This is a genomic window from Tateyamaria omphalii, assembly GCF_014651375.1.
Lineage (GTDB): Bacteria > Pseudomonadota > Alphaproteobacteria > Rhodobacterales > Rhodobacteraceae > Tateyamaria > Tateyamaria omphalii.
On record NZ_BMWT01000001.1, the window covers coordinates 901,855 to 916,518 of the forward strand.

Here is a 14,664-nt window from a genome sequence, read left to right on the forward strand (position 1 = left end):
GTCATTCCAGATTTGTATGGTTGGCGCGCATTTGATCGGGTGAAAGTCCCATCGCGTCGCGTAGGTGCAGGATTAGCAGCTCAAAAAACAGAAACTGCGTTGCTTCGAAAAGCGAACCCATCGGCAGTATCGATGTCGTCATGGTCCTGTCATTTGCCATGGTCTGCGCGGCGAGGTGTACGACGTGATCGACTGTTTGGGGGACTGCCGCCTCAGGTTCTGCCGTAACACACAACGTGGTTGCACCGTCCTGTTTCGCGACGCCGACCAGGCCAGCGACGGTCGAAAAATGCCCTGGCCCAGCACTGATAATCAGCAAATCTCCGGACCCGATGGGCGGCGTTGTCATGTCGCCAACCACATGCACGTCGTGCCCGAGGTGGAACAGCCGCATGGCAAGGGATTTCATCATCAACCCTTCACGACCCACCCCGTAAACAGCAATCCTGTTCGCCTTTTGAATCGGCGTAGCCATCGTTTCGATCTGGTCCGGCAATGCCGAGTTCAGAACACCTTGAACCTCCGAAAGCGCTTGTGCTGCTTTGTCTTGCCAACTCATTCCGTCGCCTCGGTACGCTTGGGCCCAAGAAGGGGCATCACGTGTTTCAGCGCCTGTTCTGTGAGGCCGGTTTCGTGCAGAAGGTCAAAAACGGTATAGCGTCGACGAATATGGGGTGCGGCGCGTAACGTACGCAAAAGATGATCTGGTGATACCCCGATCTGGTGAGCGAATGCAGGTGCGTTTGCTTCCCGTAGCATACCAATCATGTCTTCGGCGCGAAGCAGATGCGAGCACAGGCGCGATCGGATGTCGGGCCAGACTGACACAAGCAGTTCCAGGCGTGCACGGTGATCCACGCGGCCAAGGTGCTTGGCGCGCACCTCTTGCTCGGATTTGGCTGCAACATACGGGTCCGGGATGTCTTTTCGAACAGTCCGTAACCGTGCATCGATATCCGGTGCTGTGGCCAGCGTGGCATCGACGTCAAGCTGTGTCAGATCTTGCTTGATCAGCCAGTCGTAGACGGAAAGAGCGGCCACACACCCAACCGCGACAGCTGCACCATGGCTGACTTTGCGCCCGTTGTGGCTGTGGTCTTCCATTTCCCACATATGAGCGATCTGGTGGTCGGCACCGGAAGCTGGACGGGAAGAGCCGTGGAACTCCATTGCAAATCCAACGGCTGTGAGCCCGATAAACAGCCGCGCGACCGCATCAATGTCTCCTTTGAGGATCCCTGCAGGTCCGGCGAGCCAGCCACGCAGATGATTTTGTACCAATGGCCAAGCGTTGTCGTCGATGGCTTCGATGTTCAACGCATCAGCAATGATCCAATCACCCCCCGCGGGCATTTTGCCGGACAGATCGGCATACCCCCACCCCGTCATCTCTGCCGGTGCAGTGGCCAACACATCAAGATCAGCGATCATCGCAATCGGTGCCCGAGTGGGAATCGTGACTTTGAACCCTTCCTTGGCCAGCGGGGCACCGGCGCTTGTGTATCCGTCCATCGAAGCCGCAGTTGCCACGGTCAGATAGCGTTGATTGGTTTGGAATGCAGCGTATTTCACCAGGTCGTTGATCACACCCGAGCCAACAGACACGGGAAACAGTTCGTTGTCTTCGGCAAGGCGTGCGCGGAACGGCTCTGCAGTTGTAACCGCGGCTTTTGGCAAGGGGTCGCTTGGCAGAACAAGTGTCTCTGTTTGAAAGCCTGCATCGGCCAGCGAAGCGACGACAGCATCACCGGCTGCGCCAAATCCGGCGTCATCTGCCATGATCAGGGCGCGTGGTTTGTCTGTGACGCGGCGCGCCACTGCGCCTGTTTGTCTGGTCGCGCCGGGGGCGATTAGTAGCTCGTCTGTCGCTTCCGACTGGCGGACAGCCGGGCGGATGAGTTGGTCAAGCTGTGACTGCCAATTTGCCATCCCGAACTACCTCCGCGCCTTTCCGTCGGCATCGAAACGGTGAATTCGGTCCTCCATCAAAACCAGATGGATCGTATCGCCCGACGCGAGCGTATCTTCTCCGTCGGTTTTTACGACAATCTGCGTTCCGTCGCTGTCCGCCGTGTAAAGATAGCTCTCACCACCCAGTTGTTCCTTCACCTTTATGGTGACAGGCAATCCATCGGGCTCGACGCGAATGTGTTCTGGCCTGATGCCCAGCTTTGCCGTGTTTTTGTCCACGCCTACAGCCTGAGCCAATTGGCTTGCCGCGGGCACGATGTTCATGGCAGGGGACCCAATGAAGCTTGCAACAAATTCCGTGGCTGGGCGGTGATACAGGTCCATTGGCGCGCCTACCTGCTCAAGTTTCCCGCCATTCAAAACGACAATCTGATCCGCCATCGTCATTGCTTCCACTTGATCGTGGGTGACATAAATCATCGTTGCGCCAAGCTCTTTGTGTAGCGCTTCCAGTTCGATCCGCATTTGCACTCGTAGCTTGGCATCAAGGTTCGACAGCGGCTCATCAAAAAGGAACACTTTGGGGTTCTTCACAATTGAACGCCCAATGGCTACGCGCTGACGCTGGCCGCCGGACAATTGCGAAGGTTTGCGATCAAGTAGCTCCGAGAGCTGCAGAATTCTGGCCGCCTCTTCGACTCGGCGCGCGCGTTCATCGGGCGCAACCCCACCCACTTTCATGCCGAATTCCATATTGGCGCGAACCGACATGTGAGGATAAAGCGCATAAGATTGAAACACCATCGACAGGTCGCGGTCGGCAGGCTCAAGGTCCGTTACGTCTCGTCCGTCAATCTCGATCGTGCCGGTGTCGATCCCTTCAAGCCCTGCGATAGACCGCAAGAGAGTCGACTTCCCGCAACCTGATGGGCCCACAAAGACCACGAACGCGCCATCCTCGATATCCAACGACACCTCGGTCAATGCTTGTAAGGCGCCGTAAAACTTATTTATTTTCGAGAGCTTAACCTGAGCCACGCGTGTTTCTTCCATCTCTGTGCTACATGCCAGCATCGTGACATTTTACATTTGAATGTTGACTTATACATCTGAATGTACATTTGTATGCTTCCAGAAACAAAAGATTGTCAACCTTTTCTGGATGGGAGGATCACATGAATTTCAGAAAGCTAATGGCGTCGACCGCAATGGCGGCGACGATGGCCACGACGGCCGTCGCAGATGGCCACGGTTGGTCGCTGAAAGAGGCGGCGGCCCCCTATGCGGGCACCACTGTAGATGTCGTTTTTCTTCTGCGTCCTGGGTATGAAGCGATCGAAGCGATGCTGCCGGCCTTCGAAGAAGAAACCGGCATCAAGATCAACATCATCAAACACCCGTACGAGAATGCCTTGGGTGAGCAGGTCCGCGACTTTGTGGCCGGAGGGGATCTGGATATTGCCCTGATCGACCTCGTTTGGATCGGCAATTTTGCCGAGAATGACTGGATCCTGCCCTTGGCGGATGTGCAGGCGAAATTCCCGGATGCCGTCGATCCTGATCTGGACATTGACGATTTCTTTCCGCTGGTGCTGAACGCCTTCGGTGGCTGGAACGAAACCCTCTATGGGCTGCCGTTCGACAATTATTCCGGTCTGATGTTCTACAACAGCTGCATGTTGAAAGAGGCTGGTTTTGATGGCCCGCCTGAAACGTGGCAACAGCTCAAGGATGAGTACGGTCCTGCGCTCACCAAGGATGGGAAATACGCCTTTGCGCTGCAGTCCAAGCGTAACGAAACCCAATCGGCAGACAGTTTTGCCCGGGTCCTCTGGCCCTTTGGTGGCTCGTTCCTCAATGATGAATTCAAATCGAACCTCTTGAGCGAAGAAAGTCAGGCGGGTCTTCAGTTCCGTCAGGACCTGATGCAATACATGCCTGACGGTATCGTGGCCTATGACCATGCCGAGACTGTCAACGGCTTCGCCCAAGGCGATATTGCGATGATCACGGAATGGTCGGCCTTCTACTCGACCGTCGTTTCGCCTGAGACATCGACCGTGGCAGATTGCGTCGAGATTGCACCTGAACCCATGGGACCTGCGGGTCGCAAGCCTGCGCTGGGCGGTTTCTCCCTGGCCGTTGCAGCGCAAGCTGATGATGCTGAACAGGCGGCTGCCTACTTGTTCATTCAATGGGCCACCTCGAAGGCCAATGCGCGTGAATATCTTGAACGCGGCGGCGTTCCGGCCCGTCAGTCGGTTTACGTGGAAGATGGGCTTGAGGACTTCAAATTCGTCCCGGCTCTGGTCGAGTCCTGGCAAGACGGTGTGCCGGAATTCCGTCCACGTTTTGCCGAGTGGCCAGAGATCACCGAGATTGTCCAGGAGTGGGGCACCAAGATGATGCTGGGTGAAGTGACCACCGTGGAAGGGGCCGAAGAGATCGGCACCCGTATGGAAGCCGTCCTTGAAGAAGCGGGTTACTATTCCGGCGAAAAGCCAATGGCACAGTGACACGTATTCCTGAATAAAGACCGGAAGGGCGCCTTAGAGCGCCCTTCGCGCCGAGGTAATAGGAGCAGAAATGCGCGGAAAAGTATCCCGTAGAACGATCTTCGCGTTCATCGGCCCCGCGGTCATAGGGTTGGCAATGGTCGGTATTGCGCCGTTGCTTTACGCGCTGTGGACCTCGTTGCACTTTTTTAACCTGACCAAGTTGAAGAAGGTTAAGTTTATCGGGTTCGAGAATTACTGGACCGTGCTCACAGACGAAGTGTTTTGGCAGGCTATGGGACGCACCATGTTTCTGCTTGGCACCGCGCTGCCTCTGCAACTGGCCCTTGGACTTGGAATTGCGCTGGTCTTGCACCAGCCCGGTTTGACGCTCATTAAAACGCTCGCGCGTCTCAGCCTTGTGTTGCCGATGGCGACAACCTACGCCGTTGTTGGCCTGTTGGGCCAGGTAATGTTCAACCAGAAATTTGGCGTTGTGAACCAGCTAATGGGCGGGGCGAACATCAACTGGATTGGTGACCCCGAGAACGCCTTTGTGATGATTGTCTTTTGGGATGTCTGGCAGTGGACACCTTTCGTGGCTCTTGTATTGCTGGCAGGTCTGACAATGGTCCCGGGCGAGATCGAAGAGGCTGCACGGCTGGAAACCACGTCAAAATGGACTGTACTGCGTTACGTGCAACTGCCTTTCCTGATCCCCGGCCTTGTAGCCGTCTTGATCCTTCGTACAGCAGATACGCTGAAACTGTTTGATATGGTGTTCACCCTTACCCGGGGTGGTCCAGGGTCTTCGACCGAGTTTATCTCGCTCATGATCCAGCGCGTAGGTTTTCGCGGTTTTGATCAGGGGTTGGCGTCCGCCCAGGCCATCATCCTGCTGATCATAACCATCATCTTGGCGCAGATTTACATCCGCGTTTTCTATAAGGAGGTCAATTGATGGCCGCCGCCCGCACGCAAAGCCCGCTTTGGGGGCAGATCGCACTGTTAATCGTGATCATCGCCGTCTGCGTCTTCCCATTCTATTGGATGGTCACAACGTCGCTGAAAACCCATGTGGTCGCCCTCGAAGCCCCGCCAGTCTGGATTTTCGAACCGACTCTGGCCAATTATCGAGAGGCGTTGTTCGAAGACGGCGTTTTGCGCACGCTCATCAACTCGTTGGTGATCGCCATATGCACCACAGGCCTTGCTTTGGTGCTGGGGGTGCCGGCGGCCTTTGCACTGGCGCGCTTCGAGTTTCGTGGCAAGAAGGACCTTTGGTTCTGGTTCATCACCAACCGCATGGTGTCGCCCATTGTGCTGGCCCTGCCGTTCTTCCTGATTGCCCGCAACCTTGGCCTTTTGGACAAACACGTCACGCTTATCCTGATCTATCTGACCTTCAACCTGCCGATCGTGATCTGGATCGTCACGGATCAGTTCCGCGGCATCCCCTATGATTTGGACGAGGCCGCGCGCCTCGAAGGCGCATCGCAGTTCCGCATCATGCGTTCGATCTGCCTGCCCCTGGCGATGCCGGGCGTGGCCGTGTCCGCGATCTTTTCTTTCATCTTCTCTTGGAACGAGTTGATGTTTGGCCTGATCCTGACCCGTACCGACGCCAAGACTGCACCCGCCATGGCGGTCAGCTTCATGGAAGGGTACAACTTGCCCTATGGAAAGATCATGGCCACATCGACCTTGATCGTCATCCCTGTCTTGATCTTTGCGCTCTTGGCGTCGAAACAGCTGGTCCGCGGCCTCACGATGGGCGCGGTCAAGTAAGGGGCTGCCATGTCACGGCGAACGAAAACCGAAATCCTCGATGCAGAAGAACAGCTTCTGGTGCGGCTCGCCTATGCCTGCGAAGTGGAAGGCATGACACAAGCGCAAGCCGCAGAGACTTTTGGCCTGACCCGACTGCGCGTGAACAAGGCGCTATCCGACGCGCGCGAGCGTGGGATCGTCCGGGTGTCGATCAACTCTGCTCTTGGTCCCTGCGTTGCGCTGGAATCCGATCTTGTTGACCGGTTTGGATTGTCTTCGGCGACCGTGGCCCCGGTTGGGCAAGAGACATTCAACCCTCACACCATACTTGGCGCCGCACTTGGGCAGTTTCTGACCCGCCTGTTGTCACAGCCGGACATTCGTCTCTTTGGTATGTCCTGGGGCAACACATTGAACATGGCGACCCGTTTCATGGAGCCTTTGAACCGCCCCGATTTGGAAATCACCAGCGTTATGGGCGGTTTGACCAAGGGGTCGGACGTTAACAGCTACGAGATTACAACCCGGCTCGCGGACCTGTGCAATGCAGCCCACAGTTATTTCACTGCTCCGGTTTATGCTGCCAGTGTTACAAGCCGCGATATTCTGCGCGATCAAAAGGAGTTTCGCGGCTCTATCGACAAGATATTGCAGGCTGATGGCTTGGCCCTCGCTGCAGGAGACATGAAAAACTCTCTCCTTCTTGCGGATGGTTTGCCGGACGATGTCTCGGTTGAGAGCCTCGCAGACGCCGGTGCGGTGGGTGACATTATGGGGTACTTTCTGGACGCGAGCGGTGCACTGCTCGACCACGAAATCAATGACCGGGTTCTTGGTATCGCACTTCAGGATCTGGATGATTTGCCGAACGTGGTTGTTGCTGCGGGAGGACTTCACAAGCTGGCAATCGTTCGTGCGATCCTGCTGCGCGGTTGCGTTGACCATCTGGTGACGGATGAGCATCTGGCGCGTGCCCTTTTAGAGACCGCATCTTGATTTTTGCGGGCGTTGATCTGGGCACCTCTGGTATCAAGGTTGCCTTGGTCGATGAAGACGGAGCATGCCTCGCCTCTGCATCGCAAAGGTCGCCCGTAGATATTCCGCAGCAAGGCTGGAGCCAACAAGACCCAGAGCAATGGTGGCGGCTGACCGCTGTGTGTTTTGATGCCTTGGCAAGTGAGCACGCTCATCTTATGGCGCGCCTGAAGGGCGTCTCATTTTCCGGCCATATGTTGGGTCAGGTTCTACTCGACAGAGATAATCACCCAACAACCCCTTGTATTCTATGGAATGATCAGCGGTCGATCATTGAATGTACCGAGTTGCTGGAACGTGTTCCGGATATCGGCTGGCGCACCAATGGACAACCTGATCCCGGCCTTACTGCGCCGAAACTGCTGTGGTTGGCAAAAAACATTCCTGAAGCGTTGGACCGTGCGGATATTCTGATGCTGCCCAAGGATTTTGTGCGGCTTCACATGACGGGTGAGCGCGCAACGGAACTCAGCGACGCTTCTGGCACGATGCTTCTGGATTGCAAAACCGGCACTTGGGACGATGAGTTATTGGCGGCAGCCGGATGGGACCGTGGACGCTTGCCAAAACTTCTCGTGTCTTGCGATCCCGCTGGGCAATTGCGGGCCGACCTGTGCCGTCGTTGGGGGACCCCGGACACCGTTCTTGTCGCGGCGGGCAGTGGTGACAACTATGCCGGCGCTCTTGGAGTGGGAGCAGCACTGCCTGGGCGCGCTGCGCTCAGCGTTGGAACCTCCGGTGTGTTGAGTGCAGTAGACGATCAGTTTCATCCGGCACCGGACAAGGCGATTTTGACCACACCGCATGCTGCGCCAAACACATTCCTTTCCATGGGGGTCGTCATGTCGGCCACTCAGTCCTTGGATTGGTTGGCGCAACTGACTTCGACAGGTCCGGCTGATCTTGCCAGTCTAGCAGAAACCGCGGCTGCAAAAGGTGTTGCGGACTTGCCGATCAGCCGTCCGTCCATCACCGGAATCCGAACGCCTGACAATCGTCCAGATGCAACTGCAATCATATTGGGAATGACAGCCGGACACAGTAAGGCTGAAATCGCCTATGCCGTGATGGAAGGCGTCGCAATGCAAATTTGTGCGGCCTACCAAGCGCAAAGGTCATCCAGCGTTCCAATCGACGACATTCAGGCCATTGGTGGTGGCACGCGGTCTGCGTTTTGGATTGAATTGATGGCAACGCTCCTTAGCACAGAAATCACACTACCGGCCCATGGTGACATTTCGGCCTGTCTTGGTGCAGCAAGGATGGCGATGGCTGCCGTCATGCCGTCCAACACTGAGGAAATCCTCAGTCGACAACCCAAGAGCAAAGCGATGGTCGCGCCGAATCCAGACCTTCACCAACTGTTATCCGAGCGCTACGCACGCCACCGCTCCCTGAGTTTTTGCTAGTTGTCCTTTTGGTCTTGACCATGGCGGTGACACTTACACGCAGCTTGATTGCATGACGCGGCTCACTACGTTTGACATTTGACTGCCCACCGGTGGCACGGCGCGTTTGAGTTCAGTGTTGCGCGCATCACTTCACATGCATGGAGTGAGAACGACCACCGAAAACCTCGCGTCAGCATCCGTATAGCGAATCGCAACGTCCCATCCGGTGCTTTGTGCCAACTCCCTCACGCTTTCGGGCGTGTATTTTCGGGCCGCACTGATATGAATCGCTTCCTCCGCCTGAAATGCGATTGTGTGCCCGGCGAGCCTGATATGTTGATCGTGGGCCGAGACAAGATGCATGTCGATCCGCGCCAGTTCCGAATCCCAGCTGGCTTGGTACCTGAACGCTTCGGTATCGAAATTGGCCCCTGCTTCACGGTTCAATCGAACGAGGATGTTTTTGATGAACTTTGCCGTTACCCCTTGGGCATCATCATACGCGGCCACAAGCTCTTTCGTGTCCTTTACCATGTCCATCCCGACGATGAATGCGGTGATGCCGTCCCAGGCGCGAACCCCGGCCAGCAGGGCCTTTGCGCGCTCTGGTGTAAGGTTGCCAATCGTCGAACCAGGGAAGAAGCCGACTTTCGGAATCTGTGCCAGTGGGTCGGGCATCGTGACTGGAGCGGAGAAATCAGCAACGAGCGGCGCAATCTTCAAAGCCGGGTATCGGTTTTGAAGATCATCTGCCGTCTGCATCAGGAAATCACGTGAAATATCAATCGGCACGTAGGTGCCAAAGTGAGACCCGACATCCAGCAAGGTGCGGGTCTTGATCGATGCGCCAGACCCCAGTTCGACGAGGGCACCGTCGTGCGGGACCAGACCAGACAGTGCAGCAGCATGGTTGCGTAGAATGCCTGCCTCAGTTCTTGTGGGGTAGTATTCGGGAAGATTTGTGATTTGTTCGAACAAGGCACTGCCATGATGGTCGTACAGCCATTTGGGGCTGAGCGACTTTTGCGGTGCCGTGAGACCAGTGAGTGCATCCGCGATCAAAGCGTCGAATTCTTTCTGATCGACCTCAGAAATTCCCAGCGTGCCATCCATTACGATACATCCCGTGCGAGGCGCAGGCCCAACATTTGCCAGCGTTGGTGCGGATAAAAGAAAGTGCGGTAGGTCGGCCGCATTTGCTCGCGTGGGGTTGCGCAGGATCCGCCGCGCAGCACACGCTGGTTCACCATGAACTTACCGTTGTATTCGCCAAGTGCGCCCTCGGGCGGCCGAAAGCGCGGATAGGGGCTGAAGTCTGAGGCCGTCCATTCCCAAACATCACCCCAGATGCCGGATCCGGGCAGGGGGCGCAGCGCGCCCGTCGCACCTGCGTCACCCATGAGGTTGCCTTGGATGGGTGTGTCGCGAAACGCGATCTCGTGCTCGGCCTCGGTTGGCAGACGCCCGCCAGCCCATCGCGCAAAAGCGTCAGCCTCGTAACAACTGACATGCACAACCGGGGCATCAAGAGCGACCGGTTGGGGCCCGCGCAGTGTGAATGTCCACCATTCATCGTCTTGCTGCCACCAGTACAGTGGATGCGACCACTGTTCTTTCTGTGCGACCGCGTGCCCCTCCATCAACCAATGGCGGGTGTCATCGTACCCACCATCTTCCATGAACGCGATCCAATCGCGATTGGTGACGGGCCGGTCGGCGATATCAAACGAGGCAACAAAGGTTTTGTGGCGGGGGCCTTCGCAATCATATGCGAAACCGGGCCCTTCATGCCCGATTTCAACAAGACCACCATCGTGGCGAGTGTACGTAAGCGGTACTTCTGATGTGACAGGAAGTGGTTCCGGGTCCTTGTAGACTGGCAGTAGCGGGTTGAAACTGAGCCCGTGCAGCAGATCCGTCACCAGAAGTTCTTGGTGTTGCATTTCGTGATGGCAGCCCAGTTCAACCAAGGCGGCAATATCATCAGTGTCATCACGTGAGGCGGTCAGCAAATCGACAAGGCTGTTTTCGACATGCGACCGATAGGACCGAACGTCATTGACTCCCGGACGGGAAACAAGGCCGCGCTTGTCGCGAGCATGCCGCGGCCCCGCCTGCGTGTAGTACGAGTTGAACAGAAAGGCGAAACGGTCGTCAGGTGATGTGTAGCCCGGCATTCTGGGTTTCAGGATGAACTCTTCGAAAAACCAGGTGGTGTGCGCCAAATGCCATTTCGCAGGTGAAGCGTCCTCCATGCTCTGCAACATCATATCTTCGGCTGTGAGCGGGGCCGCCAAAGCATCCGTGCGCGCCCGCGTGCGAGTGAACAGTTCAGTTACTCTGTTCGGCGCGATAGAAGAGTGAGTAAGCGTCATGACAGTGATGTTCCTTGGATTGCGAATGATGCGTTCATCTGATCCGTTTGTCTGAGCCAATGTTGTCAGGAATTGACGGCAGAACCACAGGCTACACGCGAAAGTGTAGTGCGTTGATTTTCCAAGCGATGCAGCGAATAAGTCGGCATGGTGGATCGAATTCGATCCGTTGCGAGGAAGGCAGCAATGAATTGGGATCATATGCGCATCTTGCTGGCACTGCATCGCGCGGGCAGCTTCCGTGGTGCGGCAAGTGCGTTGAAAGTAAATCACGCCACCGTTGCACGAGCATTGGAAGGGGCCGAGCACAGCCTTGGGACCCGGTTGTTTGACAGATCCTCTCGTGGTTTGACATTGACCCAACCTGGCGAGCTACTGTTGCCGCACGCTCAGGAAATGGAGCAACGGATGCTGGAAGTTCAGCGACGTTTGACCGGTCTAGACAATATCCCCAGCGGGACATTGCGGGTCAGTTTGCCACCGTCCTTTGGCCATTCATTCTTTGTTTCGATACTTGTGGAGTTTACAGAACGATTTCCGGATATTCGCATTGATGCGGTTCCAACCAACAAAATCTCGGACTTGTCGCGGCAAGAGGCTGACGTGTCGATAAGAGCGGCGAGACAGATAGATGATGATCTCGTGGGGCGAAGGTTGGTCGACTACGTGAACGCGGCGTTCGCTACGCCTGACTATATCAGGGACCATCCTGATCTAGCGGCCTCGCATGGCCAAGGCGCGCATTGGATTGGATGGGAGGCTGACGACAAGTGGATTGCTCAAACTCCGATGCCAATGGCTGCGCCGCGCCACAAACTTCCTGAAGTTTTTATGCAGACCGAGGCGGCGGCCGCGGGGCTTGGCATGGCCTGGGTGCCCGCCTTTCTTGGGGACATGCATTCTGGACTAGTGCGTGTTCCCGACGTGCCGGTTGGGCCAGGGCGCAGCATCTGGGTGTTGATGCACGGAGATCTGCGGCACAGTGCCCGTGTCCGCGCTTTTGTCGATTTCATTGCGGAATGGTTTGCGGTGCGCAGACCAATGTTTACAGAATAGCCGTCAGCGCGTGATGATCGGTCGTGCGCGATCACCGGACAGGGATGCAGCACTGCTTTGGCCATCCGCGGGTCGCAAAAGTGACGCCCGTTGGCCTTGCGCCTCTGGCACAAGAACAGCACGACGCGCAACGAACCGGCCCGTGTAGGGACCGAAATAGACTGCCCGGCTGTTTGCGAAACTGGCCAGCTGAAGGCGGTTGTCAAAACTGTGGCCCAAACCCGCCAGACGGAAGCCCGGCGCTTGAACCACAGGTTCAAGGTACCCCTCCACCGACAACTGTCGCAATGTCTCTCCACCCTCGCGGAAACGCCCGAACCGCAGGGAATGCGCTTGCAATGTGCCATGGGTGAATTGCCCTTTGGCCACCACGAATTGCCCGCCGATCAAGCTTTGTCCGCTTGGGGGCGTGATCGGGGTTTGACCTATTGTCCAGCCAGTGGATGCAGACCCCTCCAAAACACCTGAAACACTATCTTCAGAAGCCGATGCGCGTCGTATCAGGCTGGTGCGCACCGACCCGTCAGCTTGCCAAATCCCGCTCACAGACACCCGCTCGCCAACACGTCCGGAGGCATCATTGATGCCGCGCACCGGTGTGCTGTTGACCGAATAACCGTTTGCCTGCCTCAACAATATGCCGGTCAAAGGATCATCAATGTCTATGCGCTTCGCTTCGAAGCGACCCAGCCTAGCCCGGGCCAGCATCGTAAGTGTTCGACCAGGCACAAGCAGGGTGTCGTTGGTTCGTTCATTGGCATGGAAAATGCGCGTCGCAGATGTAACTTCGACCCGAAGCCCGTTCACGAGCACGCTGCCGGTACCCGTCATCAAGCCAACAATCCCGGTGCCGCCGATACCCCCCTCAAACGGGTCATCGCCCAGTTGGGACGTCGAGATGGCGGGGGAACAAGCAGTAAGTGCAGTGCCCCCCAAAAGCCCAAGCGCATTCCGTCTGGTCAAGCGTGTCACGGATCGTGCGCCTTTTCTTCTGTTTCCGCGTCTTCCCGATAGAAGTAAATGCCCAGCCGGTAGCGTTGTCGAGGGCCATCATGCCTTTTGCTTGAATGGTGAAGTTCGCTCGACTGCCTGTTCAGGTCTTCAAGAAGACCCTGAGCTTGCATGCGCGCAGCAGCCTCAATCGTATCGACAGCCTCTGGAGGAAGCTGGTTGTAAAATACCGCGCGTTCAAAAAATGGCGGTGCTTCGGCCAGCAGGTTTTCTGTCGCTGCGGCCAGGTGGTCGCCGACATTCGCTGCAAAGAACGCCTCTTTGTCTGGCGCGCTGCGCGTTCCGACGACGGCTTCTGCTTCCAGCTGCAACAGCCCGTCGCTGGTTTCCGTCACCATGCCGGCATACTGCAATTCGTCCAGTACAGTGCGCGGCCGCACGTCTCGGCTGACGGATCGAACGAGCGTCTCAAAATTCACTGCATCGTCTGACTGCCGCGGCAACCGAATTGGAGAACCATTGCTGTCCGTGAAATCCGGTGCAGACATCCACTGCCCGATCACCGTCGCGAGCAGCGCGCTGTTGCGGCGCGTCTGGCCCGTCGTGTCGGTGCCCTCGGCTTTAATGGTCCGAATATCCTTGCGGTGCACACCCGTCAAAAGGGCGATCCGACTGTCAGTCAAAGGTTTGTTATCAAGTCCAAAGGACTCTTCGGCGACTTCGACATAGACCCGCTTGAGCAGGTTGTAGATGGCTGGAGCGGTCAAACCACGCGCAATCATTGTACGCACTAGAGGCCGTAGTAACCCTCTGAGAACACGCAGAAATGCGTCGGATGCGTCGGTTTGCTCGCCTCTTGCCATACATCAACAATATCGTGCGTGGAAATTTTTTCCACGCAAAACCTTGAAATCTGATGGGTCTGCGTCATTTCGCCATGCGTGGGAAAAAATCCCACACAAATCTTCGGCCCCGCGCCATACCTTTGAGGAGACACACCTATGAAACGCCGTTCCTTTATGAAGATGACCGCCGTCGGCGCGGCCCTTGCCACTCTTGGCGCATGCGCCGACATGAATACACAGCCCGACATTGTTGATACTGCTGTCGCTGCCGGATCGTTTAACACGCTGGTTGCCGCTGTGCAGGCCGCTGATCTGGTCGATACGCTGAAAAGCCCTGGACCGTTCACTGTTTTCGCGCCAACGGATGAAGCCTTTGCTGCACTGCCTGCAGGCACAGTTGAAAACCTGCTGAAGCCTGAGAACAAAGACCAGCTGGTCAGCATTCTGACCTATCACGTTTTGCCGGGGCAAACCCTGTCGTCGGATTTGGCCGGTCAACGTCTGGGCGTTGCAACCGTCAATGGTGCCAACGTCCACATTGATGGTCGCAATGGCGTCAAAGTTGAGAAGTCGAACGTGATCCAAGCCGACATTCTTGCATCGAACGGCGTTATCCACGTGATCGACCGCGTTCTCATTCCCTGATTGCCCCCCAGGTTTCAGGGATGATGCTTGCTCGAAGCCGCAAACGGGTGGGCATCTAAGCGGCGGTTCTGCACGAAGTGGGAGCCGCCGTTTGTCTTCCGAGATCATTTGCGCATAGCGCTATTGCCCGAGGCTATGCGACAGCTGCACGTCTGTCCGAAGATGCCAGTTCACCTTGCGCAAAAACTGC

Annotated in this window: 14 protein-coding genes; 7 read left to right on the forward strand and 7 right to left on the reverse strand. The window is 56.5% G+C overall.

Going from position 1 to position 14,664, the window contains the following annotated elements; translation table 11 throughout:
* Position 1: 1 nt before the first annotated feature.
* The 3 genes from hxlB to IE087_RS04300 are packed head-to-tail and all read right to left on the reverse strand — an operon-like array spanning position 2 to position 2,964.
* Entirely contained in the window at positions 2 to 559 is a 558-nt protein-coding gene (hxlB, locus tag IE087_RS04290) for a 6-phospho-3-hexuloisomerase (protein WP_189367978.1), read from the reverse strand.
* Positions 556 to 1,929, reverse strand: coding sequence for an iron-containing alcohol dehydrogenase (locus IE087_RS04295; RefSeq protein WP_189367981.1), 1,374 nt, complete (start codon positions 1,927 to 1,929; stop codon positions 556 to 558). Before IE087_RS04295 ends, hxlB begins: the two co-directional genes overlap by 4 nt.
* 6 nt (positions 1,930 to 1,935) lie before the next feature.
* Positions 1,936 to 2,964, reverse strand: coding sequence for an ABC transporter ATP-binding protein (locus IE087_RS04300; RefSeq protein WP_308425422.1), 1,029 nt, complete (start codon positions 2,962 to 2,964; stop codon positions 1,936 to 1,938).
* Between the two features lie 122 nt (positions 2,965 to 3,086).
* Between IE087_RS04300 and IE087_RS04305 the strand changes: the two genes are divergently transcribed.
* The 5 genes from IE087_RS04305 (at position 3,087) to xylB (ending at position 8,620) form a co-directional block, all read left to right on the forward strand.
* Positions 3,087 to 4,427, forward strand: a complete 1,341-nt coding sequence (locus IE087_RS04305; protein WP_229801260.1) for an ABC transporter substrate-binding protein — start codon at positions 3,087 to 3,089, stop codon at positions 4,425 to 4,427.
* A gap of 70 nt (positions 4,428 to 4,497) precedes the next feature.
* Positions 4,498 to 5,367: a carbohydrate ABC transporter permease gene (locus tag IE087_RS04310; protein WP_189367982.1), complete on the forward strand. Its 870-nt coding sequence runs from the start codon at positions 4,498 to 4,500 to the stop codon at positions 5,365 to 5,367.
* The gene (locus tag IE087_RS04315) at positions 5,367 to 6,194 is read left to right on the forward strand and encodes a carbohydrate ABC transporter permease (RefSeq protein ID WP_189367984.1); all 828 of its coding nucleotides are present in this window, start codon (positions 5,367 to 5,369) and stop codon (positions 6,192 to 6,194) included. Before IE087_RS04310 ends, IE087_RS04315 begins: the two co-directional genes overlap by 1 nt.
* 9 nt (positions 6,195 to 6,203) lie before the next feature.
* Positions 6,204 to 7,172, forward strand: coding sequence for a sugar-binding transcriptional regulator (locus IE087_RS04320; RefSeq protein WP_189367986.1), 969 nt, complete (start codon positions 6,204 to 6,206; stop codon positions 7,170 to 7,172).
* The gene (gene xylB / locus IE087_RS04325) at positions 7,169 to 8,620 is read left to right on the forward strand and encodes a xylulokinase (protein WP_189367988.1); all 1,452 of its coding nucleotides are present in this window, start codon (positions 7,169 to 7,171) and stop codon (positions 8,618 to 8,620) included. The genes IE087_RS04320 and xylB overlap by 4 nt, the downstream gene beginning before the upstream one ends.
* 132 nt (positions 8,621 to 8,752) lie before the next feature.
* Here xylB and egtD read toward each other — a convergent pair whose 3' ends face one another.
* Positions 8,753 to 9,715, reverse strand: a complete 963-nt coding sequence (gene egtD / locus IE087_RS04330; RefSeq protein WP_189367990.1) for an L-histidine N(alpha)-methyltransferase — start codon at positions 9,713 to 9,715, stop codon at positions 8,753 to 8,755.
* Positions 9,715 to 10,977 (reverse strand): ergothioneine biosynthesis protein EgtB, encoded by a 1,263-nt coding sequence (gene egtB / locus IE087_RS04335; RefSeq protein WP_189367991.1) that lies wholly within the window; start codon positions 10,975 to 10,977, stop codon positions 9,715 to 9,717. Before egtB ends, egtD begins: the two co-directional genes overlap by 1 nt.
* A 186-nt stretch (positions 10,978 to 11,163) precedes the next feature.
* Between egtB and IE087_RS04340 the strand changes: the two genes are divergently transcribed.
* A complete protein-coding gene (locus IE087_RS04340; RefSeq protein WP_189367993.1) occupies positions 11,164 to 12,033 on the forward strand; it encodes a LysR family transcriptional regulator in 870 nt (289 codons plus the stop codon).
* Between the two features lie 3 nt (positions 12,034 to 12,036).
* On the opposite strand, the gene IE087_RS04345 is transcribed toward IE087_RS04340, so the two are convergent.
* Both IE087_RS04345 and IE087_RS04350 read right to left on the reverse strand, forming a co-directional pair.
* A complete protein-coding gene (locus IE087_RS04345) occupies positions 12,037 to 13,005 on the reverse strand; it encodes a DUF5666 domain-containing protein (protein ID WP_189367995.1) in 969 nt (322 codons plus the stop codon).
* Positions 13,002 to 13,847, reverse strand: coding sequence for a DUF6502 family protein (locus IE087_RS04350; protein ID WP_189367997.1), 846 nt, complete (start codon positions 13,845 to 13,847; stop codon positions 13,002 to 13,004). Before IE087_RS04350 ends, IE087_RS04345 begins: the two co-directional genes overlap by 4 nt.
* A 138-nt stretch (positions 13,848 to 13,985) precedes the next feature.
* Between IE087_RS04350 and IE087_RS04355 the strand changes: the two genes are divergently transcribed.
* Positions 13,986 to 14,474, forward strand: coding sequence for a fasciclin domain-containing protein (locus tag IE087_RS04355; RefSeq protein ID WP_189367999.1), 489 nt, complete (start codon positions 13,986 to 13,988; stop codon positions 14,472 to 14,474).
* Positions 14,475 to 14,664 lie beyond the last annotated feature (190 nt).